The following is a 25,258-nucleotide window of genomic DNA, read 5'->3' as shown; positions in this document are numbered from 1 at the left end:
TGAATGCCGTAACCGACGGCCGGCGCTCCACTTTTTGAGTGGAACGCCCTGATGGACGGGACGCAAGCGCTTTCGTGTGCATCCCAAAAAATGAAACGTCGTTTTGAAATAAATTGCAACGGCGTTCTGTTTTTGCTATCGGGCGCCATGGCCGGGACACAATGGCCGATCTGGAGGAACACATGGCAACGACATCCGCCGCCTCGGCCGGCAAAGGCTTCACGTCCGAAGAGGAGCGCGTCCTCTCGAAGGTGATGTGGCGCATCGTTCCCTTTCTGCTGCTCTGCTACATCTTTGCGTATCTCGACCGGGTGAATGTCGGCGTCGCCAGCCTGACGATGAACCAGGATCTCGGCATCTCGCCGTCAGAGTTCGGCTGGAGCGCCGGCCTGTTCTTCCTCGGCTATTTCCTCGCGGAGGTTCCCAGCAATCTTGCGCTGCAAGCCGTCGGCGCGCGCAAATGGATCGCCCGCATCTTGATCACCTGGGGTTTGCTGTCGGCCGCCACCGCATTCGCCGTCGGGCCAGTGAGCTTCGGCGCCATGCGCTTCCTGCTCGGTCTCGGCGAAGCCGGTTTCACGCCCGGCGTGTTCCTGTACTTCACCTACTGGTTTCCGGCCCGCATCCGCGGCCGGGCGACCGCAGCGTTCCTGCTCGGTATTCCCATCGCGAACATCCTCGGCGCGCCGCTCTCGAGCTCGCTGCTCGCCCTGAATGGCGTCGCTGGCCTGCATGGTTGGCAGTGGCTGCTGATCCTCGAAGGCCTTCCCGCCAGCATCCTCGGCTTCGTCTGCCTGTTCACGCTGACGGACAAGCCTGAGCAGGCAAAATGGCTGAGCACTGAGGAACGGGCCTGGCTTGCCGAGACACTTGCAAGCGAGCGTCAGGCCATCGCCGCCATACATTCGTCGTCGCTCAAAGATGCTTTCACGAACTGGCGCGTTCTCGTCTGCGCGGCCGTCAACTTCTGCGCTATCATCGGCTCGGTCGGACTCGGCCTGTGGATGCCGCAAATCCTCAAAGGGTTCGGCTTCTCCGTCGTGACCGTCGGCTTCCTCGCCGCGATCCCCTACGTCTGCGGCGCCATCACCATGATGCTGTGGGCGCGGCTGTCCGACCGGGGAGGTGAGCGAAGCTGGTTCGTCGCCTCTGCGTTGCTGCTCGGTGCGGCATCGCTGATCGTGTGCGGCTATGCGACTTCGTCGGCGTTGACCTCGATCATCGCGCTGTGCGGCGCCGTCGTCGGAATCATGTGCTACCAGTCCACGATCTGGCCGATCCCGTCGAGCTTCCTCACCGGCAGCGCCGCCGCGGGCGGGCTCGCGCTGATCGTTTCGATCGGCAATCTCGGCGGCTTCGTCGGTCCTTATCTGATCGGCGAGATCCGTCAGGCGACCGGCAGCTTCTCCTGGGCGCTGATCTCGGTCGCTGGATTCCTTGTCCTGGGAGCCATCCTCATCCGGATCGTCGGCCTCAGCCTACAGGGCAGCGCATCCGCCCTGCCAAAAACAGCGCGCGCGTGACCGCAAACCCATCGAAGGAGAACACAATGAGCCAGAAGCAACAGTTCCGTCTCGGCCTGGTCGGCTATGGCGAGATCGGCAGCACCGTCGGCAAGGGCCTGCGCGAAGCCGGCCTGCGGCAGATCTTCTGCTACGACAAATACGCGTTCGACGGCCCTTATGCCGATTTGATCCAGGGGCGGGCCAAGGCCGCTGGCGTCACGCTGGTCAAATCCAACAAGGAGCTGGCTGACGCAGCCGAGCTGATCTTCAGCGTGACGCCCGGCTCCGCATCGTTGCAAAGCGCCGACGCGTTCGCGCCCGTGCTCGATGGCCGTCACACCTTCCTCGATTTTGCTTCCGCCACGCCGAAGGTAAAATACGGCGTCGCCGAGCGTCTGGCCAAGACGGGCGCCACGCTCGGCGACGGCTCGATCATGGGCACGCCGAAGAACGGCTATTCGATGCATATGATGTCGAGCGGTCCGGCCGGCCAGCGCGTGGTCGATCTGCTGGTGCCCTGGGGCATGAGCATCGAATATGTCGGAGAGAAACTCGGCACGGCTTCGGGGATCAAGATCCTCCGCTCAGTCCTGATCAAGGGCATCGAAGCGCTTATCGACGAGACGCTGCTGGCGGCGCGCAGTTACGGTCTCGACGAGACCGTGCTGGCGTCCGCTTCCAAGACTTTGACCCGGCCGTTCATGGATACGGTCGAGAGCCTGACGCCCTCCGGCGTCATCCACGCCAAGCGCCGCACTGAAGAAGTCGAGATGGCCGCCGAGGCCGTGGCGGATGCCGGGATCGAACCGCTGATGGCAAACGCAACGGCGGCGCGGCTGCGCTGGAAGAACAGCCTCGGCCTGAAGGAACACTTCAACGGCGTCGTGCCGGAAAATTACAAAATCGCGATCGACGCGATCGTGGCCAGGATGCCCAAGGCCAAAGCAGCCGAATAACCAAACACGATCAGGGAGACTGATGTGACGACCGTTCGGACAGACCTCGATCAGATCGAGAAGGTGACGATGCGCCGGGTGCTGCTTCGCCTCGTGCCGTTCCTGATGATCTGCTACTTCTTCGCGTTGCTCGACCGCGTCAACGTCGGCTTCGCGGCGTTGCAGATGAACCAGGATCTGGGGTTGACGCCGGCGATGTTCGGCTTCGCCGCCAGCCTGTTCTTCGTCTCCTATTTTCTGGTCGAGGTGCCGAGCAACCTGGCACTGCAGAAGGTCGGTGCCCGGCGCTGGATCGCCCGTATCATGATCACCTGGGGATTGGTGACAGCCTGCATGGCGCTCGTGGTCGGGCCGTATTCGCTCTATGCGATGCGCTTCGTCCTCGGCGCGGCGGAGGCCGGTTTCTTCCCCGGCGCGATCCTGTACCTGACCTACTGGCTGCCGTCGCAGTATCGGGCGCGTATCCTGGCGACGTTCACGGTATCCATCCCGCTCGCGACCTTCCTCGGCTCGCCGCTGTCGGTGATTCTGCTCGAGCTCGACGGTGTACTCGGTCTGCGCGGCTGGCAGTGGCTGTTCATTCTTGAGGGCTTGCCGACGGTGCTGTTGGGCTTTGCCTGCCTGTTCGTGCTGACCGACAAGCCGGCGGAGGCGTCTTGGCTGACGGCAGAGCAACGCGAATGGCTGACCGGGCGCATGGAGGCTGAGGCGTCCTTGCGCAAGCCGGTCGGACATCTGTCGCTGTGGCAACTCGCCACCAACAAGTATTTCCTGGTCATGGCGCTGGTCTGCTCGGGTGCTTCTGCCACCGGCAGCGTGCTGTCGGTGTGGCAGCCGCAACTGCTGAAGTCGTTCGGCCTCACCAATTTGCAGACCGGTTTCGTCAATGCCATCCCCTATGGGATCGCGACCGTGCTCATGGTGTTGTGGGGACGGCATTCGGACAAGACGTCCGAGCGCCGCTGGCACACGGCCATCCCGCTCTTGCTCGCCGCGGGCGGCTTCACTGCGCTGGGAATGACCGGGACCGCCGTCTTGCCGACCATCATCATGGTCACGTGCTGCCTGGTCGGCGCCTATGCCTTCAAGGGGCCGTTCTGGGCGTTGTCGGCAAGCTGGCTTTCGGCGAGCACGCTCGCCGCGGGCCTTGCCGGCATCAACGCGATCGCCAACCTGATCGGTGGGGGTCTGATGGTGAACGTGGTCGGCATGGTCAAACAGTCGACAGGCAGCTTCGTGCTCGGGATGTTGCCGCTGGCGGTGCTCTGCGCAGCGGCCGCGGTCAGCGTCCTTGTCATGGGGCGCAGCGCCGCGCGTACGGCGGAAATGGCGGCGGTGAAGCCATGAGCGCGCACATCAATTCCTTCAGTCGACGCGGCGTTCTCGCGGGGATGCTCGCCTGCAGCACCAGCGCATGGGCGGCTGGAGTCGAGCAGGCCGTCCCGCACAGCATCGGATCGGCGCCGCCGAAACTCGACGTGCCCGCCGGCGCATGCGACTGCCATCATCACATCTATGATGGACGATTTCCGGTGTCGCCGCATTGGCGCCAGGGCTTTCCGCCCGGTTCAACCGTTGCGGACTATCGCTTGCTGCAACGACGCCTCGGCACCACGCGGAGCGTGGTGGTGCAACCATCGACGTACGGCATCGACAACCGGTGTCTCGTCGATGCGCTGAGCCAATTGGGATCGTTCACGCGCGGCGTCGCCGTCGTTGCGACCGACGTGCAGGATGCGGAACTGCGAACGCTGAACGATGCCGGCGTGCGGGCCATCCGTGTCAATTTCGTGTCGCCGCAGACGTGGGGCACGACAACGCCGGAGATGCTGACCACGCTGGCGAAGCGGATTCATCCGCTGGGCTGGCATGTCCAGATCCTGATGACGGGCGAACAGATCGCAACGCATGAAGCCGTCATCCGGGCGCTGCCCACCAAGGTGGTGATCGATCATCTCGGACGCATCCCACAACCGGACGGCATTCGGCATCCCGCCTTCGCGGCGGTGCGTCGCATGCTGGACGGAGGGCGTACCTGGGTGAAGGTCACCGAACCCTATGAGGACAGCAAGCTCGGACCGCCCTACGCGGACTCCAGCGAAGTTGCGCGAGCCTATGTGCAGGCGGCGCCGCAGCGCATCCTGTGGGGCACCGACTGGCCGCATCCGACGCAGCGCGGCACCAAGCCGGATGACGCGCTGCTGGTCGATCTGTTGGCCGATTGGGCGCCGGACGAAAAGACGCGGCGGCGTATCCTGGTCGAAAATCCGGCCGAGCTGTTCGGCTTCTAATCGATCCACATTGATCTGCAACTCACCAAGAGGACATCATGTCTGTAGGATTCAGAATCCTGAAACGGCAACGCAAGGTCGACGCCGGCACTGTCGAACGTTTCGCGCGCCTGCCGGTGGCGAATGTGAGCGACAGCATGTCGCGCATGACGGGCGGGGGCGCGCGGCTTCGCCCCATGCATCGCACTGGTGGGCTCGCAGGTCCTGCATTGACGGTGAAGGCACCGCCCGGCGACAATTTGATGGTTCACAAGGCGATTGCGCTCGCCGAGCCCAGGGACATCATCGTGGTCGATGCCGGCGGTGATCTCACAAACGCCATCACCGGCGAGATGATGCTGATGCAGATGATCAAGCGTGGGGTCGCCGGCCTGATCATCAATGGCGCGATCCGCGATGCCGGCTTCATCCGAGGCCAGGACTTCCCGGTCTTCGCGGCCGGAGTCACGCATCGCGGCCCCTACAAGAATGGTCCCGGCGAAATCAATGTCCCGATCGCGATCGACGGGATGGTCATCGAGCCCGGCGACCTCGTCATCGGCGACGACGACGGATTGCTCTGCGTGCCGTTCGACCAGACCGATGCGGTGTTCAAGGCGGCGACCGCGAAGTTCGAAGCCGAGCAGAAGCAGATCGCCAACATCCAGGCCGGCACGCACGATCCGTCCTGGGTCGACAGGCAGCTGCGCGATTTAAAGTGCGAGGGGCTCGACTAAGGCTGATTGCGTCGTCGGGGTGCGTCGAATGTGTCGCGCTTCGGCGAGGTGAATCGGCAGTGCGAATAAGCGGCGCCCAGGCAAGGTCGTTCGTAACGTGACGCGGGAGAAAGGTGCCTCGTGCGCCCCGAAAATTCTAGAGCGCGATGCGTCCGATAGAAATCGCGACATCCTTGGTGTTGACTTACATACAGTCCGTTGTCTGGCGCAAAACGATCCAATGAAACGTCCAACAAAGCGTCCAACATGCAAATGGATGAATCGATCTATGTCGCTGTGTTTGCTAACATAATTGGATTGGTGATTTCGAAGCAGAGCGCTTCACCCGCTCCAGCCTTTCACTTAGCGAGAGATCGGATTCATTCTGACAAATGGGCTGATTTACACGTTTGGATGCTCGCTTTCCGATCGACTGTTTCGCTTGCCTCTTGATGCGCCGTCAGGGCTCGCGGTTTCCCCTGCGTGACCGCGCGGTGATTCTGACAAACGCCTCTCAATCAGCGGCCATAGTTCAAACCAGCGCGCGCGCGCCGTGCATTCCAGCATACCTGATCCGAGGTAAACCATGGCCCCATCGAGCGCCGTTCTCCAGAGAACCGCCGCAACGAAATCGCAACGAATTGGGTGAAACGACCGTGAACAAAACGGGATAGGAACGACTGCTACACCAAGAAATATCAATAACTTAGAAGATGCTCACTGCGTTCGGGACGCAGGGCTTCCCTCAGTCAGATCGCAACTTGAACCGAATGTCGGTATCGGTAGTTGCGCCTCCCCGATTTGAACCTATTCGCCGGCTGTTTTTGGCGGCTATCGAGACGCGACCGTCCGAGTTAGGCTGCTCGCCGGTACGAAATTAGAGCTTCCGAAATAGTGGGTTTCGCGATGTAGCGGACCCCCGCTACCAAGCGTACGATTTTGTACGCTCTCTGATAGCCAGCCGCTTGGAACGAAGCCAATCGAAAGCCTTGCGGTAGTCACGCGCGTCACAGCGTCTGGTGCCACAGTGGCGATCGAGGCGCATCGCATCGCCCCCAAGCTGCATCGCGTTCTTGCGGAGCAGGTCCCGCGCACGGGACGTCTTGAGAATGTAGAAGCCTTCAATCGCAAAACCTATGCTCTTTCAAAGCCTATCGGGATGGCCACATCCGTGAACTTCGCATGGTCGACGTGGAGCTTGCCGCATTCGTGTGCATGAACTCGATCGAGGCGCTGGCGCATACTGCGGTCTTGCACCCATTCTAAAATGTTATCGGATGAAGCCGTTGCAACGCTCGTCGACGAGGCCACTGATCTCGTGGTCGGATATCTGATGCCCCGCCAGATCAAGCGCTCGGGTAGCAAATAGGCGTTCGCGATTCCCTGATCGGATTCCGCAGCCGAATTCCGCACCGCAACAGCAGTTGGCAGTCTCGGTCAAAACTTTGGCGGCGAGCGTCATTCTCCGCGAGGCGCGGAGATGGAATCTGATGCCTTGAACAAACGAAGGGAGGCAAAGGCCGGCCGAACGATCGCGGTGTTGATGCCGTCGCTTGGGCGTGAGCTCTGTCGTCTGGGGGAGAAACGATGACCAAGTTCTTTGCGTTTGCGGCGGGTTGTGCCGCGATGATGGCGGTGGCCACGCCGGCTGCCGGCCAGAAGATGTATGGACCCGGCGTATCGGCCGCCGAGATAAAGATCGGCAATACAATGCCGTACTCTGGTCCGGCGTCGTCTTACAGCAGCGTTGGCAAAGCGATTTCCGCATATTTCGATAAAATAAACGCGGAAGGCGGCGTTAACGGGCGCAAGATCACCTTCGTCTCGATGGACGATGGCTATCAGCCGAGCAAGACCGTCGAGATGACCAGAAAGCTTGTCGAGCAGGATGAGGTTCTCTTCATCGCATCATCTCTCGGAACGGTCCCGAGCCTCGCGGCGCAACGGTACCTCAACGACAGGAAGGTACCGCAGTTGTTCGTGGCGAGTGGCGCCACCCGATGGGGCGATCCGCAGAGCTTTCCCTGGACCATGGGATGGCAGCCAAGCTACCAGTCCGAGGCACGTGCCTTGGCTCGCTTCGCGCTTAACGCCCATCCGAATTCGACGATGGCGCTGCTTTATCAAAACGACGATTCCGGCAAGGATTATGTGAAGGGCTTTCGAGATGGCCTCGGAGAGGCCAAGTCAAAGATCGTCAAGGAGCTGTCATATCAAGTGACCGATCCGACCGTTGACTCGCAGATCATGGCGCTGAAGAGCTCAGGTGCTGACACGTTCTTCCTGCACGCAAGCCCAAAATATGCGGCGCAGGCCATCCGCAAGGCATACGAGATCAATTGGAGGCCGCACATCGTCTTGGCGAGTGTCGCAGCTTCGGTGGAGTCGGTGATTGCGCCAGCCGGCTCTGAAAAAGCAATCGGCGCCGTTACCGCGGCCTATCTCAAAGATCCGACGGACAAGGTCTGGGAGGGTGACAGCGGCTACCTCGATTGGGTTGCGTTCATGAAGCAATGGTACCCTCGGGGTAGCCTCATCGACATCAACAACGTGTACGGCTACTCGATCGCGCAGACGGTCGTTCAGGTGCTAACACAATGCGGGGAGGATCTGACGCGCGAGAACGTCATGAGACAGGCCGCGTCGCTGAAGGGCATGAACTTGCCAATGCTGTTGCCGGGCATCCGCATTGATACAGGCCCCAGCGATTTCTTCCCGATCGAGGACTTGAGGCTCGCACGCTTCGACGGCAACTCCTGGGTCCTGATCGATCCGTAAATGCCCGTTGGCTTTGGTAGCTTGTGGCGGAGTCGATCGTCTCGCTTGACGAAATGCGCTGAGCTAGTGTCTCTCCCGGAACTGCCGGGGGGACAAGCCGCTCCATCGACGGAACGCGCGCGAGAAACTGGATGCTTCGCTGAATCCAAGCCGATGCGCGAGCTCTTCGATCGGAATCGACGACCGAGAGAGCAACTCGGATGCTTTCCTGTGCCGCGCGTCGTCAATAAGGCTGGTCAGGCTGGTCCCCGCGTCGGCAAGCCGGCGATAAAGAGTGCGTTCCGAGATCGCCAACTTGGCGGCCACTTCGGCTGCCGACGGAAGGGATTGACCGGATTGCAAGAGGATTTCCGCTACATGGGCGACGAGATCGCGTTCTTGGCCCGGCCCTTGCTCGATCAGCCTGTTGCACCAGCTCCGATAGGTCAGCTCCAAGTCGGAGTTGGCCATGGGCAGGCGCATGCTCCCGACACCTTTCCTGAAAACCCAGCGCGTAGCCGACGCTCGAAAGACAACCGGCGCACCTAGCACCGCCTCGCATCCGAGCCAGCCGACGGGACGATCCAGAACAGATTCGATTCTCTCCAAGGGAAAACTTGGATGGAGCAGATCGTGCAATAGATTAGTCACCGAACCGAGGGCGCGTTCGTGCATGAACTCGCGCAGTTCTTCAGGCGCGTCGGTATCGTTGGCCACCAGCGCGACGGTCGTTCCTCGCTCCTCCACCAGATCGTATCGCAAGAGCGAGTAGCTCAACGCCTGATACTTGGTGAGAGCGGTCAATGCCTCATCCACCGTAGCGGCAGCGAGCGCGACCAGCCCGAACGGCCCGTAGGAGATCGAACGATATTTGAGTCCGGCTCTCAGCCATGCCCCCGGGATGCACCGCGTAGTGCGGGCGAAAGCAGTTTGAAGCGCCAGTTCCTGGATGCCCGTCACCTCGAAATTTGTATGGCTCAATATGCCCGGGTTGACTCCGGCCTGCACGAATACAGCGCCGGTGTCGACGCCTGCGTCGCGAAGGACGGACGCCATGATCTTCGCGCTTTGCCCCGGAAGGCGCGCCCGGCCAAGGGTTTCGTATCGCATGAGCGTTCAGTGGAATGAATTGAACGCTCAAGCTATCGCCGATGGCAGCCTCGGTCAACGAATTGGCGCTATCGATCATTCTCAACCATCCGCGGTCATGCGATTGAAGCGTCAGAGGCGCGTCCTATTGGACGGATATGCGACTTGCGGCGCAGCAGAATCACGCGTGCCAAAAAGGAGGGCGTTTGCGTCAGGAAGCCATTGTTGCCGGGATCGGCATGACCCGGTTCGGAAAGCATCTGGACAAGTCACTGTCCAGTCTAGCCCACGAGGCGATCAATTGCGCCCTCATGGATGCAGGACTGTCGATCGATCAAATCCAGGCGGCATGGTCAGGGAATGCCGGCGCCGCGCTCACTACAGGACAGGTCTGCGTCGCCGGGCAAGCGATCCTGCGCAAGCTCGGCGCGGGCAGCATCCCGATCGTCAACGTCGAGAATGCCTGCGCCACGGCGTCAACGGCATTCCAACAAGCGTGCTCCATGGTGACGCTTGGGGCCTATGACGCAGTTCTCGCATTCGGCGTTGAGAAGCTCTACCACGTCGACAAAGAGAAGCCGCTAGCTGTCTATGCCGGTTGCGTCGATGTCGAGCAGCCGGAGTTGCTCGAGCAATTTCTGGCGGAGGACCTCAGCAAAGAACAGGTCAAGACGGCACCGCGCGAGCGCCGATCCCTCTTTATGGACATATACGCGCGCCTGGCGCGAGACTACATGGCGAAGACAGGCGCCACTCAGCGAGACTTCGCCAGGATATCCGCGAAGAATTCTCGTCATGGCAGTCTAAACCCGCTCGCGCAGTTCCGGGATGTCCTCACGGTCGAGGATGTTCTTGCGGCGCGGCCGATTTCCCCGCCGCTCACGTTGCCGATGTGTTCGCCCATCGGCGATGGTGCCGCCGCTGCGGTGATCGTTTCGAAGCGCATGGCTGCGTCTCTTGGTTTGACCGTATCGGTCCGGGTTCTGTCTTCGATTCTGGCGAGCGGTCTTGATGCGGGTCCGGGGAAGCCGAGCTTGACCCGCGCAACCGCACGTCAAGCCTATGAAGAGGCCGGCATCGATCCGAACGACTTGAGTACGGTCGAATTACATGATGCGACATCGCCGGCGGAGCTCATGTACTATGAGGATTTGGGCCTGTGCGATGACGGTGAGGGACCATCGTTTCTGGCGACGGGAGCGACAGAATTGGGCGGACGCGTGCCGGTCAACCCTTCCGGCGGTCTGGTGCGAAAGGGGCATCCCATAGGCGCTACCGGGTTGGGCCAGATTTATGAACTCGTTCTCCAACTGCAGGGACGCGCAGGATCGCGCCAGATCGAGGGCGCCAGGCTGGCATTGGCCGAAAACGGCGGAGGCTTCATCGGCGGCGAAGCTGCCGCTCTGACGATGACTGTGTTGGCAAAATGATGAATCAGCGTACTCTCCTGGAGATGGTGAAGGACGGAGTCGGCGTCGACGACGGCGATCCAATTCTCACATTTGTTGATATAGGCGCTGAAGGCGGGCTCGTTGAAACGAGGCGATCTTATCGCGAGTTGTTGTCTACCGCGCAGTTGCTGGCGGGGGCCTTGAACGATGCCGGAACGCGGGAAGGCGACGCATTCGCGATCATTATGCGGAACGAGCCTGAATTTGTCGAGGCGATGATCGCCTCGGAGATAGCAGGTACCGTGTTCGTGCCGGTCGACCCGCGTACGCGGGGGGAGCGGCTCGCGTACATGCTCAGATTTTCCGGATGCAATGGCGCGATCGTATCGCCCGAAATTGCACCTCACATCCTGGATCTTGCATCCGACCTGCCGGACCTCCGATGGATCTGGACGATCGGTGCGGAAGCGCCTCCGGGTCTTTGCCGAAGCCTCCAGTCCATCTTGTCGGGGGCGACCCCGACGGGCGAACTTGAACCAAGGCCGCTTGATGCGCCGATGCAGATGCTGTTCACATCGGGCACGACCGGACATCCCAAAGCAATTCTCGCTCCCCACGGACGATTCGCCTTCGCAGCGGGCGTCAGCGAGTTCATGGGATACCGATCAGGTGACCGCCTGTACACAGGATTGTCTCTCACCCATGCCAACGCCCAATTTATCACTCTGGGGAATTCTCTTCGTGCAAAATTGCCCTGCGTGTTCAGTAAGCAATTCACCAAATCCCGGCTGTGGGAGATTCTTGCGCACTGCGGCTGCACGACCTTCAACCTGCTCGGCGGAATGACAGCTGCAATCTTCGCCGAACCGCCCGATCGTTTTGACCGCGCGCACAAAGTGCGCTTTGTTCTCAGCGCCGGAATGCCGGCATCGATGTGGCAGGCCTTCGAGGAGCGCTTCGGCGCCGATATCTTCGAGTTCTTTGGCACCGCTGAAGGCGGCCTCACCCTCAATCCTCCCGGGACTGGACCTGTCGGATCAATCGGCAAGGCTTTGCCGGGTACGGTCTGCGAGATCCTCGACGAGGCGATGCAGACCGTGCCCGCCGGGGAGCTGGGCGAAATATGCTTCCGTAACGCTGACGGAACGGTCTCGCCTGTGAACTATTTTGGTGCCAAGGAGGCAAGCGAGCAGAAGACGAGGGGAGGCTGGTTCCACTCTGGGGATATGGGCTGGAAGGACGAAGCAGGCTGGCTCTATTTCTCGCACCGTGCGGGCTATTCAATCCGGCGGAACGGAGACTTTATCGATCCCCGAGCCATCGAGACCGTGCTCGCCACCATGTTGGACGTCGATGACGTCTATGTCTACGGTGTGGCGACGGCGACCAATGCCCCCGGCGAGAAGGAAGTCATCGCCGCGGTCGTGAGCCGTCGCGGCTTGGGCGACACCGCAAGAATCTTTTCTGAGTGCAACGAACGTCTGGGGAAGTCCAGCGTCCCTGGTTTCCTGCAGATCGTCTCTGAAATACCGAAGACCGCTTCTGAAAAGCCGCTCGATCGTCATTTGGTCGAAATGATAGCGAAGGGTGACTGCACCGTCTTTGATCGAAATGGGAAAGCTATGGTCGAGCTGAAGGTGGAGAGAGTGAGGTGAAACCCGCATGTCCACAGCTATGGGTCCTCTGGTGATTTGATGGTAAAACCGGATCCGTTCAGCTGGTACTTTCTGGCTTTTGCGCGAGCAGCGAGCGACCGGATAGAAGCTACAGGCGGTCATGGCCAATGTCCCGAACCGTCATGCCAGCCTCCCGCAACACTTCCGCGTAACGAGACGTGTGCAAGAGATCGAATATAGCGGCGCGACCGCCCGGCTTCAGGACGCGGACAAATTCGCGCAGCGCTTGATCGCGCGCATCGCGCGAGGGGATGTTGTGAATCACGGTCATCGAGACAACCACGTCGAACGAAGCGTCGGGGAACCGCAGCTTGGTAATGTCCCCAGTTTCCACCTCGACCCGGTCCGCCACGCCCTCGGCGACCGCGTTGACTAAGGTCGCTTCGGGATTGTTATTTGACAGGTCCTTCTCGGCCCATAGATCGATACCGATCGCCGTGCCGGTGATCAGTTTTTTGCGCAACCAATAAGCGCCAATCCACGGCCACATCCTGCGTCGAGCACGCGCTCATTTCCCGAAAGTGCAAGTGCCGCAACCAGGCGGTCGCGTACGCGGAGGCTCGACCACAACATGATCGCCGCGAGGAAGAGTAGAAGGGTCGCGACAATTGCAACGCTGATGTACAACCAGGCAGTGACCGGATTCGGGCTGGGCCATGCCAGGCCAACGGTTGCTGCCAACGCGAAGAGGCCCCCGAGAATAATGTTCGCACGAACCGTCCCGGGAGCGTCGATGCCATAGTGTTCGCGCGAGTTCATGTTCGAAGCCCCGTTGTGCCGGCGCCGATGTTTTTTTCGTTCCGTGCAGACAAAAGATGAGCAACGACTCGCTTTGCATACTCGTATTCCTGAATCGCGCACATGGCCGTCGACCTTGGAGAATTCCCGGAAAAATAGCCTCTCGGCAGGGATCGAGCACGACGGTTGACGCCCTATCGAAGCGACTGCTCGCGTTCTGATAAAAGGAGGTTTACGATGTTGCCGTCGCGAATGATGCGGCCGAAAGCGCGTGTCGCTTCGATGTTCCACGATATCGCCGCGTATGGTCTTTCGAAATGCATGTCGGCGAGCTAAAAATGCCGAACTCGTTCAAGCTCCGACTGGCTCCTTCATGCAGAGGATTGGAGAAGATATCGCAGGTTTGATGGGTGTGGGGAAAAGCGGTAGCGTTCCCCCGCTACCAATCGTACGAAGTTCTCCGCCAAGCTACGATTTTCCGCGACACCATGCGCTCGATGGTGCGCTTCGGGCCCGCGGCACGGGTGGTCGCCAGCGCTGGACCAATGGCGGTTGAGCCGATACCGCCGCCGCTGCCTCTACCGTCTCCGAACGCGTATCCAAGGCGGCCGGAAGAACATTGATCGGCAGATCGCCAAAGCCGAGGCGTAGAACGGCGAGTAATCTCCAAACCAAGCGCCGTCACCGAATTGAAGCTCCGACTTCGGGAGTGCCGACCAGAAGAGCCCAACGCTCCTACGACATCAAGCGCGTCCGGGTTCAATCGAAGGCAGCACAATGCGCCGCCATCCGGCTTCACCCAATCGACAGGACTCTTCTGGTTGTTGACCCAGGCCGCAACCGTCGAGAGCCCGGTCGCAAGGGGCCTTTGATCTCCACGTCAAACGCGCCCTGGCGGGGCGAGGAGCCTACGCATATCTAGCGGCAGTTCATGGCGAAGCGGGCACGTTTTTTCATCGATCGCTTCCCCAATCCAAACGCACTCAGGATCTTTGTTTGGATCATCTCATCGACGTCGATGGTGATGTGAGACGAGCGCGAAGAGCTCGAACTTGTCGTGATCGAAATAGCTCGCGCATCGCCGGTGGCGATAGCCGGGACGCCTTTGGGGAAGTGCAGCGCGGCTAGAGCGCTTGAACTTGCCATGGCTGCTGCGCAGCTACTCAAGGGGGCGCCGGAATCTCGCCTTTGAAATTTCCCGATCATGATTCCGATGTGGATGTTCCCCGTTGCAAGAAATTCTGTGAGGACTCGTTACCGGAATGCCGTCCAAGCACAATAATGGCAAAGAGTCGCGCGCGGAACTCTTCGGATGGGGCACACAGTTTCTAGAGCATTTTTTTCGTGGAGCGCACCTCAACAGTGGAGCTTTCTTGAACGTCGTGGTCTTTGTTGAATCAATAGAAGATCACGAAGCCGATTTTCTGTGCCCTACATTGTCCATCATGATGTCTATCAATTTCGCGTGTGGTGCCTGTTGAATGCGGAGACAGGGGATCGCCGGGCCTGGGTTGCAGAGGCTCGAGTTGTGTCAACAGGCGAGTACGGAGCGGAACAATCAAGGAAATCGTGTTGCGACGATGCCTGCCGCTGCGGCGGGCAAGGCGAGGATATTTTGTCGCTGCGGCGCGACGCATCCTGCGTTCGGGGTGTGTCGCCGTCGTTGGTTGGTCGCTGTGCGAGCAGGCTCACGCGCTCGATTTCTTTGGCCTCGTCGGTTCCGACGATCCGCCGCCGGTCAGCGCCACGACGCTGTCCTATCGGCTGAAGATTGAAGCCAAGACGCCGGATGGCAACAATGATAGTGACGCCGAGCAGGTGTTGCGCGATGCCTCCGGCACCTATCGCCTCCGGCAGGAACCACCGCCGGACGGCGAAGGTCTCGTGCGCCGGCTTCAGGCCGATATCAATCCGCTGCTCGATGCCCTTTGGGGGCTTGGCCGCTATAATGCCCAGATCGATGTAACCGTGGACGGAGTTCCGGTGTCCCCCGACGAGACCGGGCTCACCGCCGCGGCGCGTCGGGCCGACACCTTTCGCAATCGGACAGTGGTTCCCATCAAGGTCACCGCGCGACTCGGCCCCTTGTTCAAGCTTCGCACCGTCGATGTGGACTACCCGCACGACCAAGCGCCGCATGGATTGCCGCGCCGCGCCTTTGCGCTGAAGCCCGGCGATCCAGCGATCTCGGCCGACCTGCGCGCCGCGCAGGTGAAGCTCGTGGACTGGTTCCGCAGCAACGGACATCCGCTTGCGAAGATCGCCGACGTCAAGGCCACCGTCGATCATGCGGCCGCCGCAATGGACTTTCGGCTGCGGGTCGAAGCAGGCCCCAAGGCCGGCATCGGCGCCGTCACGATCTCGGGCGGAGATGTCGACCCGAGGGTAGTGGCCACGCATGTCCACCTGAGGGAAGGCGAGCCTTATTCGCCCGAGCGGCTCGCCTTGACGAAAACCTCGATCGCCAGGATCCCAGCCATCGGAGGAATTCGCATCCGCGAGGCCGACAAGCTCGATGCCAATGGCAACCTGCCGGTCTTCATCGATTTGACGGAAAGGCCCAGGCACGCGGTGGGTCTCTCGGCGAAATATTCCACCGTCGATGGTCCCGGCATTGCAGGCTATTACGAGGATCGGAACATATTCGGCGGCGGCGAGCGCCTGAGGCTCGAAGCCTCGGCCTCGCTTCTGCAACGGGTCGACGGCACGTCCTTCAATGGCTTCAATAATCTCCACGCGTCGGATTTTGGCGCGCGATTAACCAGTACCTTCATCAAGCCGGGCATGTTCGGTACCGCCAATGATCTTCTGGTCGAGGCCACTGCGTTCCGCGAGCGTGTCGGCAACAACGACCTCGGCGGTTACGCCGACGATACGGTGCGCGGCACGTTCGGCGTGATCCACCGCTTTTCGGAGGCGGCTTCGCTGCAGGCCGGTCTTCAGGTCGAGCAATCGAAATCGCTGGACGTGCTGGGGCGGGTCGACGCGACGCTGATCGGCTTCACCGCGACCGGCCGCTACGACACCACCGACAATCCGCTCGACCCCACGCGCGGTGTGCGCCTCTCGGCGACCGTCAATGCCTATCCGAAGCTGATGGGCTCCACGATCGATCTATTCGAAGGGCGGATCGCGGGCTCGGCCTACTATGCGCTCGACGAGCAGGCCAATTATGTTCTGGCGGGCCGGTTGGCCGCAGGCTCGCTTGCGGGAGCGCCGCTCGCCGAGATCCCGGATGCCCATCGCTTCTTCGCTGGCGGCGGCGGATCCGTGCGCGGTTACGGGTTTAATACCATTTCGCCGATGATGTTCGGCCAAATCACGGGTGGTCGCAGCCTGATCGAGGGCTCCGCCGAGGTGCGGGTGAGGATCACGCCCACCATCGGCCTCGTGCCATTCTTCGACTTTGGCACCGCCTCCCGATCATCCGTGCCAGGCTTCGACAACTATGTGGGCTATGGGGCGGGACTTGGCTTGCGTTATCTCACGCCGGTCGGCCCGATCCGCCTCGATGTTGCGACGCCGCTGAATCCACGCCCCGGCGACAGCCGCTACGCAATCTATGTCAGCATTGGGCAAGCATTCTGATGCGCATCCGACGGCCGCTCATCGTCCGTTCCGCCGTCGCCGTCCTCGGGCTCGTCTGCGTCGCTTTGCTCGGCCTCGTAGTCTACGAAATGGCGGGCGAGAGTGGCGAGAACCAGCAGGATGTGCTGGCCAGTCTTGTCTCGCGAACGCTCTCGACGCCGGCGACCCAGGTCCATGTCGGCGCCGTCGATGGAGTGTTGTCCTCGGATGCCACGGTTCGCGACGTCAGCATCACCGACAAGGACGGAGTCTGGCTGACACTCGACAAGGCGCGCCTCGTCTGGCGACGCAGCGCACTGCTGCTGGGGCGACTGGAGATCGACCGTCTTGAGATCGGCTCCCTTGAGATCAGACGAAAGCCTCTGCCGTCAGACCAGCCTGTCGCCGAGTCCGACCAGCCGATCCTGCCCGAGCTTCCGGTGAAGGTGCAGGTGAAGGCTTTCGACCTGCGAGCCCTGACGCTTGGGCAGTCCATTCTGGGTGAAGCCCTGAGTGTCGCGGCGACCGGCAATACCGAGCTCGGCTCGCCCGCCGAAGGGCTCGTCTTCAATCTCGACGCCATTCGCAAGGATTTTCCGGGCCGCTTCAAGGCCGCTCTCGCCTACGTTCCGCAGGGAAATGCGCTGACCCTCAACGTCACGCTCGACGAGCCGGCCCACGGACTCATGTCCAAGCTCGGCCATTTGCCGGGCGAGCCGCCCGTCACATTCGCACTGGGCGGCCAGGGCACGCTCGACAGCTTCCGTGGTGCCCTGAAGTTGCAGGCCGGCCCCACGATCGATGCGACCGGCACGATTACGCTTGACCGAAACGGGGCGGGCCGAGTGTTTGCAACGCGCCTTACTAGCCATCTCGGGCCGTTGTTGCCGGCAATTGCCGCGCCGGTCTTTGCCGGTGAAACCAAGCTCGACAGCACGACGCGTATTGGTGACGACGGCAGCGTCGCCCTGAACGGGCTGACGCTCACGAGCCGTCTCGCCCGGCTCGACGCGAAGGGCTTGCTCGGAGCCGACAAGATGATGGATTTCGCGGCTTCCATCCGCGCCCTGCCAAGCAACGGCGATGTGACCGAAACCGACCACGGCTCGATCCGCAGCCTCGTCTTCGATAGCCACGTCACCGGCCCGATCAAGGCTCCCACAGCATCGGTCAAGCTCGCGCTGTCGGGTGCTCATCTGCCGGACGGAGACGTCGAGACGCTTGACGCTTCGCTCACGGCCCTCCCTCGCGCCGAAGCCAGCGATCCCGCAACGCGTATCATCCTTGACGCGAACCTGCGCGCCTCCGGCATTGCGCCACGCGACGCGAGTCTGGCGGCCGCGATCGGCAACACCGCATCGCTCGTGCTCCACGGCGATACGGACTTGGGCGGCCGCGCCAGGATCGAGCGTCTCGAGATCGGCACTTCCACGGTTCAGGCGACCTATAGAGGTGATGTCAGCGCCGATCGCCTGCATGGCCGTGCTGCCGGAACCGTGCCCGACCTCGGGTACTTTGCCGAGCTTGCCGGGCTGAAGCTCAAGGGCTCGGTGGCGTTCGGCCTCGATCTCGACGCGGACCTCCAGCGTGGCAGCTTTGACGCCCGAATGTCAGGCACTGGCGAGAAGCTTGCAACGGGACTTGCGGCGCTCGATGGGCTCGCGGGGGCGCGGCTCGCACTCGCAGCCGATCTCTCTGCCGATGGCCGCGACACTTACACGGTCCGCGGCGCGTCGCTCGATGGAGCCAATGTCGCGGTTCGCGTCAAGGGAACGGTGACGCGCGACTCGAGCGACCTGTCGGCCCATGTGGACCTGCCAGATCTCTCGGCGGTCGATGCGCGCCTCACCGGTGCGGGAGCTCTCGACGTCGGCATGACCGGCGGGCTCGCGCATCCCGGCGTTTCGTTCGGGGCCTCGGTGGATCGCGCCACCGCGATGCGGCGTCCCATTCCGCATCTGGAGCTCGCCGCGACGGTCAACGACATCAACGGGCTCTGTGCCGTCGACGCCAAGCTCAACGGCTCCGTCGACGGCAACCCGGCGCGCGGGATTGTTCAGGTGAGCCGCCGATCGTCGGAGCGTGACGATCGCGGAGCTCCCGCCTTTGCCGGGTGGCACGCAAAGATCCTCGACATCGCGATCGGCTCGGTGTCCCTGAAGGGCGCAGGAACGGTCGACGCGCAGAGATTCGCAAGCGGGCAGATTCGCTTCGCAGCTGGGGCGCTCGCCGACCTCTCACCGCTTGTTCTCACAGAACTCGCCGGTTCGGCTTCACTCGACCTTGCCGCTTCGGCTGATGGCGGCCAGCAGTCCGTCCGTCTCGTTGGCAAGGGCGCGGGAATCCGTGCCGCCGGTATGGCCATCCGCAGTTTCGATCTGCGCGCCGATGGCGCCGATCTCTACAGCCATCCGGTGCTCAATGCGGATGCCCGGGTCAACGATGCCGAGTTCGGCGGTCAGACCGTCTCGAGCATCGCGCTAACGGCCAGGGGCAATGCCGATACGAGCGCGATCGGTCTCTCCGCCAAGGCTGCCGGCTTCGATCTCGATGCCGCGGGTGCGTTGACGTCCAAGGAGCGGACGCGATTCGACCTCAATCGTTTCACCGCACGGCGTGGCGCCAACGCGATCGTGCTGCAGGGGCCCGCAGGCTTCACGCTCGACGACGGCACGGTGCTGATCGAGCATCTGGCCCTCGGAATTGGGAGTGGCCGCTTCACCGTCGATGGTAAGGCCGGCAAGGCACTCGACCTCAAGGCCGTGGCAAGCGCAATCCCGCTCGGCGCGGCCGATGTCGCGATGCCCGGTTTGAGGCTCGCCGGGACGCTTGACGCTTCAGCCGCGATCGCCGGCTCCGCGAGCGCGCCGATGGGTCAATACAACGTGGCCGTCAAGCAGCTCGCGGCGCCGCAGACCAGGAGCGCGGGCTTGCCGCCGATCGACATTGCCGTGAATGGGCGGCTCGATGGAGGCCGCGCGAGCCTGAACACTACAGTTGCCGCGGGAAAAGCCGGCACGTTCACGGCGTCGGGCACGCTGCCGCTCGACGCCACGGGCCCGATTGCGCTGACCGCGAAGGGCCGCCTCGATGCCGCCGTCGCCAATGCGATGCTCTCCGCCTCCGGCCGCACCGTGTCCGGTAGCGTCGCGCTCGATGCCCGTGTCGGCGGCACGCGCGCGAAGCCCCAGATCAGCGGTGTCGCCACCATGAGCGGAGGCACCTTCCGCGACAGCGTGCTCGGCACGCGCCTCGATGCCATCGAGGCGAAAATCACCGCCGAAGGAGAGCGGATCGTCGTGGAGCGCCTGGCCGCGGTGACGCCCAACGGCGGCACGTTGTCCGGCTCCGGCCAGGTGAGGGTCGCCCCGGAAGCAGGCTTCCCGGGCACGGTCTCGATCCGTGGCCAGGAGGCGACCCTCGCCGCCAGCGTGCTGGCGACCGCTCAGGCCAATCTCGCCCTCGACGTCACCGGCGCCCTGGCGCGCGATCCGCGGATCGCCGGTCGCATCGACTTGACCCGCGTCAGTGTCGATATTCCAGACCGCCTGCCTTCGACGCTCAAGCCGATCGACGGCATCAACCATGTGAACGCCTCGGGCCAGGCCGCTGCACGCCTTGCGGCTGCGCGCAAGGCGGAGACGCTGAAAGGCAACAAGAGCCGCCCGGCGCTCTTCAACGCTTTCCTCGACGTGACGGTCTCGGCGCCGAACCACGTCTTCATCCATGGCCGCGGGGCGACGGCGGAGCTCGGCGGCTCCATTCACGTGGGCGGCACGACCAACGCTCCGGTGCCGAAGGGCGCCTTCTCGCTTTTCCAGGGCAAGCTGGTGGTGCTCGGAAAGACGTTGACCTTCACCAAGGGCAATCTCTCCTTCAACGGAGATCTCGCGCCCGAGCTCGATTTCGCGGCTGAGATACAGGCCTCCGACATCGCCGCGCAGGTCGGAATCTCGGGACCGGCGGCCGCGCCGGTCTTCGCCTTCCACTCGCAGCCCGAGTTGCCGCAGGATGAGATCCTGTCGCGCATTCTCTTTCAGAAAGCTTCGGGCAGCCTGACGACCTCGCAGGCCGTGCAGCTCGCAGGGGCCGCGGCTCAGTTTGCAAGCGGTGGCGAGGGAACGGTGGACCGCATGCGCCGCTCGCTTGGGGTCGACAATCTGGACGTGGCCGCCGGGGCGGGCGGTCCGATGGTCGGAGCCTCGCGCGCGATCGGCGATAGGCTGAGCGTGGGTGTGCGAACGGGCGTGAGCCCCAGCCAGTCAGGTGTGTCGGCCAATGTCGACGTGACGCGCCACATCCGCGTCGAGTCGGATGTTGATGCGAAGGGCTCGACATCCGTCGGGGTCGGCACGCGATTCGAATGGTAACGCAAGAGCGATTTCTTCGACCGATAGCGCCGGTTCCATGTCCGATAGCGCACTTGGCGCCCGATACTAAGATCGCGACCTTTCAAAGTCGCGAAGGGCATAAGAGCTGAATGCGCTACCGGGCTCGTGAACTGCGTTGTGCAAAGGATTGGATGAGATATCGTAGGTTTGGCGGGTGTGGGAAAGGCACCCCCGACAGCAAATCTAACGGTCACGCGACAACGGCTGTAGCGACTAGTTCCCTGATGTCACCGGTGATCAGCGCACAAACCGTAGCGTCAGAACGTAGAGCGGAGATGGGACTTCACGACGAAGAAGCGTGCGCAAAGCTCCAGCCGGTCGATGTTCGACGCGAAAAGGAGTGAACTTTGATTAGGATAACAACCTAACGACTTCCTGTTTGACCGCGCATCTCCGGGCCTCTTGCGGGGAGTCGACGCGTCCGAGCATCGGACCTTCTTACATCATCAGAGCAGTTCGCGGCGATCGAGACGCGCCGCGTCCACACATCGGTGAACCCGACCAGGATAGGGTTGTTCCGTCCATGGTTGAAGGGGCGGGAGTTCAGGAACCTTCACGAGCCGCAGACACGTCCATTTGCCTCGTTGCGCGTCTGCTAGCTTGCTGAGGTCATCTGGTCTTTCCGAAATAGGACTCGTAGAATTGGGACAGCGCTGCGAACCGGGCTAAGCTGGATGAGCTCATCTGAACCGTAGCGTCCAAAATTCCTTCGTCGGCATCGAGCATCTCTGGGCATGCGGGTTGTCCCCGGGGAGAGCCGCGAGCTGAAGGTATTGCGTTCACTTGTCCAGCAGGCACAGACATAGAGACGCGAGCGGCTGAGATTCAGCCGCGCACGTGCGCTATGATTGTGCCGGCGCGCTAGGCAGCCTGCCGCATGCGTTCGATACTCTGGGTTATATGGTTTCCGGCATTGTCAGCCACCTTCAGAGACATGTCCGCCATCCGGCGGCTGGTATCCAAGGCGCCACTGATCGTGTCGCGCATCAGATCAGTCTGCACAGCCGCCAAATCGTGAGGAGTTCGGCAGCGCCAGGGTTCATTCATGCGGCCCATGGTCCTCTCGATCTGCTGTCGAACGAAATCGAAGTACTCGCGTGACACGCCATTCATTCCTTTGGCGTCTGCGATCGTAGAGTACATGATTGTTTCGGCGGTGCGGCCCGAGCGTTCCGTTGCCCGCTCCGCTTCGTTGCCCGGGGTGCAATCCAGCTTTCGGTCGCAAGCCAGCAATCAGTCAGCTGTCAGAACGTCTCGGTAATCTTGCTCAGGCGAGGGGGATGATCCGGGTCAAACCCGCAGGCGCGCGCTGTCTGCTCAATCATCCGATAGGCCGGAACGAGCATGGTGATCGGATCAGTCGCGGGGTCATCCTCCGCCAACCAGGGCAGCGACCCATGTGGTCCGCCGCAGAGATGCAGCGCGATCTTTTGCTTGCGCATTTCTGCTGCCAGCGCGTCCACCGTGGCCGCCGTTTCATCCATGAGGCGCATCATGACAACCGGCGTGCGCGACGATAGCGCGGCGCGCGGCCCATGCTGCAGCTCTGCGGCGCTTAGACCAATCGAAGGCAGGCGCAGGATTTCCGAAAGTTTGAGCGCGATCTCCTTCGCCGAGCCCAGGCCAAGGCCCCGCGCCGCCACAAACACGGCTGACGCCTTGGCGAGATCAGCGGCAATCTCAGACCAGTCGAGCGCCAGCGCGCGATGCAGGCGCTCGGGCAGCCTCTCGAGAGCCGACCGCAGCGCCTGATCTTCGGCCAGCTCGGCAACGAGTCCGGCACTGGCAGCCATCGAGCCGACCACGGTCTTGGTCGCAGCTACGGAATGCTCCTGGCCGGCTTCGATCGGAACGACGAACTCCGCTTCGTCAGCCACCGGCGACGACGTCGCATTGACGATGGCAATGGTGCGGGCGCCCGAGGCGCGCGCCGACCTGGTCGCCGCGACGAGATCCGGGCTGCGCCCGGACTGCGAGATCACGATGAACAGCGCATGGCGCAGCATCAAGGGCGTGCGAAATGCCGTGATCACCGAAGGAGCGCTGGCTGAAACAGGAAGGCGAAGCCGCGTCTCGACAAGGTATCTCAAGAAAACCCCGGCGTGCCCAGAGCTTCCCCGGCCGCACACGACGCACAGGGGGGTGGAGCCAATCCCAATTCGCTGTGTGATGTCGCGCGCGGCGGGGCGACTGCGAACGATGTTGGCGACAACATCCGCGCTTTCTCCGATTTCGCTCGCCATCGCGGATGTCATCACGGGTCAACCGCTCCGCCTCGATTGCGCGCCGCTCCCGCGGGATGCTGGTCACGATTCCTGGCGAGCTCGACAAATACGCGCCGAAGGTTGCCGTCACAGTTTTTGAGAACGGTCTCAGCATCAACCCTGTCGACACCCAACGCCAGAAGGACAGCCGTCTTGATGTCTCCCTCGGCCTGCTCAAGCGATCGTGCGGCGCGCGAGGGATCGCAGTGCGCGATTTGTGCGACCATGGCTTCCGCGCGCCGCTTCAGCTTGGCATTGGTCGGCGGCATGTTCACCATCATGCCGCGATACACCCGGCCAAGGCGCAGCATGATTCCCGAGGAGATCAGGTTGAGAACGACCTTCTGTGCGGTGCCGGCCTTCATCCGCGTGGAACCGGCGATCAGCTCGCGGCCGGTCTCGATCAAGATCGGAAATTTTGCCGCCTCCAGCAGTGCGGTGCCGCGATTGTTGGCGACTCCGATCGTCACTGCACCGAATGAGCCTGCCTGCTGCAGTGCCGCGACTGTGAATGGCGTTGTCCCGCTGGCGGCTACCGCAATCACCACGTCGCGCGGCGTGAGCCGCGCGGCATTGATCTGCGTGACCGCATCATCGACAGCATCCTCCGCGCCCTCGATGCTGGTGATGAACGCGCTGTCTCCGCCGGCGACGATGAAGCGGACGCGCTCGCGGGGCCAGGCGAAGGTCGGCGTCAGCTCGGCGCCGTCCTGCACCGCTACGCGGCCTGAGGTGCCGGCGCCGACGTACACGATGCGACCGCGATCGCCCAGGGCCACTTTGGCCGCTTCAGTCGCCGCAGTGATCGCGGGGAGGGCATGGCCGATCGCGGCGACTGCCGCAAGCTGGCCCTCCCACATCGCTTCCATCGCTGACGGCAGCGGCCAAGCATCAAGATCGGCAAAACGGGGATCGACTTCTTCGGTAGCCATATTGTTGATCCAAGCGCCATCAAACGCTGAACTTCGAAGCCTGTTCATGCTCAGTTTCTCTCTTGGACAGGTCAAGCCGTCCTCGTGCCACCAGTAAGGCGCCGGCCGCTGCATCGGCGTCAGGACGCCTCAGGCGGGCGCGCAGATCAGGCGTCAGCCATGGCGTAATGGGATCCGCGAGCCCGCCCACCAGCGAGAGCCGGTCAATCCCTCTCGCCAGGAACAAATCGAGCAGATCGCCAATTGCATCGGCCGCGCGTTCGACGATGCGACGGCCGATCGGATCGCCCTGATTGGCGTGACGCATTACGATCGGCGCCAACGCGGCGTAGTCCGTGGCCTTGGCTTCTTCAGACCAGGCCACCGCTTGATAAGGATCATGATCGAATGCGCCCAGCACCTCTGAAAGCAATGGGGTCAGCTCGCCGCGGCGATCCGCGGCCCGCAGCGCCAGTCGAACAACCTGCAGGCCGATGTCGGCGCCGCTGCCTTCGTCAGACACGGGAAAGCCGTAGCCGGCGAGACGGATTTCGCGGCCGTCGAGCAGGCCGACACCCGCCGAGCCTGTGCCGGCGACTACGATGGCCCCATCCGCGCCGCTGTGGGCGCCGAGACAGGCCGCGAGGCCGTCGCTGATGAAGATAACGGACGCAAAGGGATGCGCGATGTTCTTGAGCGCCGCTTCCGCGCCCCGGCGGCCAAGTCCGGCAAGGCCAATTCCGGCGCGCATCCGCGCGAAATCCTCTTGCGTCAGGCCGGACTGTGCGGCCGCCACTTCGGTTGCCTCCAAGATAGAACGCCAGGCCTTTTCGACGCCAATCCGCGTCGTCGCAGATCCCGAGCTGGCTTCGCCGAGCAGCCTGCCGTTTTCGTCCTCGATCCGGGCACGGCAACGGGTTCCACCGCCATCAATGCCGAGATACGTGGTACCTTTTGGTCCCATGGAAATTTAACGCAAGGGGTCAGCTCCGGGTCCCCGAGGCTCCTGGTACATATAAGGTCCTGA

18 protein-coding genes are annotated in these 25,258 nt (G+C 62.3%); 10 read left to right on the top strand and 8 right to left on the bottom strand.

The window, feature by feature from the left end; genetic code table 11:
- Nucleotides 1-182 precede the first annotated feature (182 nt).
- The 6 genes from CWO91_RS13555 (at nt 183) to CWO91_RS13530 (ending at nt 8,225) form a co-directional block, all read left to right on the top strand.
- Entirely contained in the window at nt 183-1,523 is a 1,341-nt protein-coding gene (locus CWO91_RS13555; protein WP_165405428.1) for an MFS transporter, read from the top strand.
- Nucleotides 1,524-1,549: 26 nt separating this feature from the next.
- Nucleotides 1,550-2,461: a DUF1932 domain-containing protein gene (locus CWO91_RS13550; RefSeq protein ID WP_130213906.1), complete on the top strand. Its 912-nt coding sequence runs from the start codon at nt 1,550-1,552 to the stop codon at nt 2,459-2,461.
- Nucleotides 2,462-2,485: 24 nt separating this feature from the next.
- Complete coding sequence (locus tag CWO91_RS13545) at nt 2,486-3,808, top strand: MFS transporter (RefSeq protein ID WP_130213905.1); 1,323 nt, start codon at nt 2,486-2,488, stop codon at nt 3,806-3,808.
- On the top strand, nt 3,805-4,752 hold the full coding sequence (locus tag CWO91_RS13540) for an amidohydrolase family protein (RefSeq protein WP_130213904.1): 948 nt from the start codon (nt 3,805-3,807) through the stop codon (nt 4,750-4,752). Before CWO91_RS13545 ends, CWO91_RS13540 begins: the two co-directional genes overlap by 4 nt.
- Nucleotides 4,753-4,790: 38 nt before the next feature.
- Nucleotides 4,791-5,468 carry an RraA family protein gene (locus CWO91_RS13535; protein ID WP_130213903.1) on the top strand — a complete coding sequence of 226 codons (678 nt, stop codon included), beginning with the start codon at nt 4,791-4,793 and terminating at the stop codon, nt 5,466-5,468.
- Between the two features lie 1,566 nt (nt 5,469-7,034).
- Nucleotides 7,035-8,225: an ABC transporter substrate-binding protein gene (locus CWO91_RS13530; RefSeq protein WP_130213902.1), complete on the top strand. Its 1,191-nt coding sequence runs from the start codon at nt 7,035-7,037 to the stop codon at nt 8,223-8,225.
- Nucleotides 8,226-8,288: 63 nt separating this feature from the next.
- Here CWO91_RS13530 and CWO91_RS13525 read toward each other — a convergent pair whose 3' ends face one another.
- A complete protein-coding gene (locus tag CWO91_RS13525; protein WP_130213901.1) occupies nt 8,289-9,314 on the bottom strand; it encodes an AraC family transcriptional regulator in 1,026 nt (341 codons plus the stop codon).
- A 185-nt stretch (nt 9,315-9,499) separates the two neighbouring features.
- Here CWO91_RS13525 and CWO91_RS13520 point away from each other — a divergent pair, with 185 nt between their 5' ends.
- On the top strand, nt 9,500-10,723 hold the full coding sequence (locus CWO91_RS13520) for a thiolase family protein (RefSeq protein ID WP_208753022.1): 1,224 nt from the start codon (nt 9,500-9,502) through the stop codon (nt 10,721-10,723).
- Complete coding sequence (locus CWO91_RS13515; protein WP_130213899.1) at nt 10,720-12,339, top strand: AMP-binding protein; 1,620 nt, start codon at nt 10,720-10,722, stop codon at nt 12,337-12,339. Before CWO91_RS13520 ends, CWO91_RS13515 begins: the two co-directional genes overlap by 4 nt.
- A 109-nt stretch (nt 12,340-12,448) precedes the next feature.
- Here the strand turns inward: CWO91_RS13515 and CWO91_RS13510 are convergent, their stop codons facing one another.
- The 3 genes from CWO91_RS13510 to CWO91_RS13505 form a co-directional block, all read right to left on the bottom strand.
- A complete protein-coding gene (locus CWO91_RS13510; RefSeq protein ID WP_165405427.1) occupies nt 12,449-12,823 on the bottom strand; it encodes a class I SAM-dependent methyltransferase in 375 nt (124 codons plus the stop codon).
- A complete protein-coding gene (locus tag CWO91_RS42925; protein ID WP_165405426.1) occupies nt 12,808-13,119 on the bottom strand; it encodes a hypothetical protein in 312 nt (103 codons plus the stop codon). Before CWO91_RS42925 ends, CWO91_RS13510 begins: the two co-directional genes overlap by 16 nt.
- Before the next feature lie 897 nt (nt 13,120-14,016).
- A complete protein-coding gene (locus tag CWO91_RS13505) occupies nt 14,017-14,244 on the bottom strand; it encodes a hypothetical protein (RefSeq protein WP_130213897.1) in 228 nt (75 codons plus the stop codon).
- A gap of 426 nt (nt 14,245-14,670) precedes the next feature.
- On the opposite strand from CWO91_RS13505, the gene CWO91_RS13500 reads away from it, so the two are divergent.
- Nucleotides 14,671-16,686: an autotransporter assembly complex protein TamA gene (locus CWO91_RS13500; protein ID WP_245471241.1), complete on the top strand. Its 2,016-nt coding sequence runs from the start codon at nt 14,671-14,673 to the stop codon at nt 16,684-16,686.
- The gene (locus tag CWO91_RS13495; protein ID WP_130213896.1) at nt 16,686-21,035 is read left to right on the top strand and encodes a translocation/assembly module TamB domain-containing protein; all 4,350 of its coding nucleotides are present in this window, start codon (nt 16,686-16,688) and stop codon (nt 21,033-21,035) included. Before CWO91_RS13500 ends, CWO91_RS13495 begins: the two co-directional genes overlap by 1 nt.
- An 882-nt stretch (nt 21,036-21,917) precedes the next feature.
- On the opposite strand, the gene CWO91_RS13490 is transcribed toward CWO91_RS13495, so the two are convergent.
- The 4 genes from CWO91_RS13490 to CWO91_RS13475 are packed head-to-tail and all read right to left on the bottom strand — an operon-like array spanning nt 21,918 to nt 25,195.
- Complete coding sequence (locus CWO91_RS13490; protein ID WP_283810956.1) at nt 21,918-22,289, bottom strand: phasin family protein; 372 nt, start codon at nt 22,287-22,289, stop codon at nt 21,918-21,920.
- A gap of 11 nt (nt 22,290-22,300) precedes the next feature.
- Nucleotides 22,301-23,299 carry an SIS domain-containing protein gene (locus tag CWO91_RS13485; RefSeq protein WP_245471239.1) on the bottom strand — a complete coding sequence of 333 codons (999 nt, stop codon included), beginning with the start codon at nt 23,297-23,299 and terminating at the stop codon, nt 22,301-22,303.
- Nucleotides 23,300-23,310: 11 nt separating this feature from the next.
- Nucleotides 23,311-24,252 carry an N-acetylmuramic acid 6-phosphate etherase gene (locus tag CWO91_RS13480; RefSeq protein WP_130213894.1) on the bottom strand — a complete coding sequence of 314 codons (942 nt, stop codon included), beginning with the start codon at nt 24,250-24,252 and terminating at the stop codon, nt 23,311-23,313.
- A 19-nt stretch (nt 24,253-24,271) separates the two neighbouring features.
- Nucleotides 24,272-25,195, bottom strand: coding sequence for a BadF/BadG/BcrA/BcrD ATPase family protein (locus CWO91_RS13475; RefSeq protein WP_130213893.1), 924 nt, complete (start codon nt 25,193-25,195; stop codon nt 24,272-24,274).
- Between the last annotated feature and the right edge of the window lie 63 nt (nt 25,196-25,258).

The organism is Bradyrhizobium genosp. SA-3 (assembly GCF_004212635.1).
Taxonomy (GTDB): Bacteria; Pseudomonadota; Alphaproteobacteria; order Rhizobiales; family Xanthobacteraceae; genus Bradyrhizobium.
The sequence above is the reverse complement of the archived record's forward strand: the minus strand, read 5'-3'. Positions and strand labels throughout refer to the sequence as shown.

Bases quoted from the DNA above. Each gene is read 5' to 3' on its own strand.
- CWO91_RS42925 (WP_165405426.1), bottom strand. From the start codon at position 13,119: ATGAACTCGCGCGAACACTATGGCATCGACGCTCCCGGGACGGTTCGT.
- CWO91_RS13515 (WP_130213899.1), top strand. From the start codon at position 10,720: ATGATGAATCAGCGTACTCTCCTGGAGATGGTGAAGGACGGAGTCGGC.
- CWO91_RS13530 (WP_130213902.1), top strand. From the start codon at position 7,035: ATGACCAAGTTCTTTGCGTTTGCGGCGGGTTGTGCCGCGATGATGGCG.
- CWO91_RS13550 (WP_130213906.1), top strand. From the start codon at position 1,550: ATGAGCCAGAAGCAACAGTTCCGTCTCGGCCTGGTCGGCTATGGCGAG.
- CWO91_RS13495 (WP_130213896.1), top strand. From the start codon at position 16,686: ATGCGCATCCGACGGCCGCTCATCGTCCGTTCCGCCGTCGCCGTCCTC.
- CWO91_RS13475 (WP_130213893.1), bottom strand. From the start codon at position 25,195: ATGGGACCAAAAGGTACCACGTATCTCGGCATTGATGGCGGTGGAACC.
- CWO91_RS13485 (WP_245471239.1), bottom strand. From the start codon at position 23,299: ATGGCGAGCGAAATCGGAGAAAGCGCGGATGTTGTCGCCAACATCGTT.
- CWO91_RS13555 (WP_165405428.1), top strand. From the start codon at position 183: ATGGCAACGACATCCGCCGCCTCGGCCGGCAAAGGCTTCACGTCCGAA.
- CWO91_RS13535 (WP_130213903.1), top strand. From the start codon at position 4,791: ATGTCTGTAGGATTCAGAATCCTGAAACGGCAACGCAAGGTCGACGCC.
- CWO91_RS13540 (WP_130213904.1), top strand. From the start codon at position 3,805: ATGAGCGCGCACATCAATTCCTTCAGTCGACGCGGCGTTCTCGCGGGG.
- CWO91_RS13480 (WP_130213894.1), bottom strand. From the start codon at position 24,252: ATGGCTACCGAAGAAGTCGATCCCCGTTTTGCCGATCTTGATGCTTGG.
- CWO91_RS13525 (WP_130213901.1), bottom strand. From the start codon at position 9,314: ATGCGATACGAAACCCTTGGCCGGGCGCGCCTTCCGGGGCAAAGCGCG.
- CWO91_RS13505 (WP_130213897.1), bottom strand. From the start codon at position 14,244: ATGGCAAGTTCAAGCGCTCTAGCCGCGCTGCACTTCCCCAAAGGCGTC.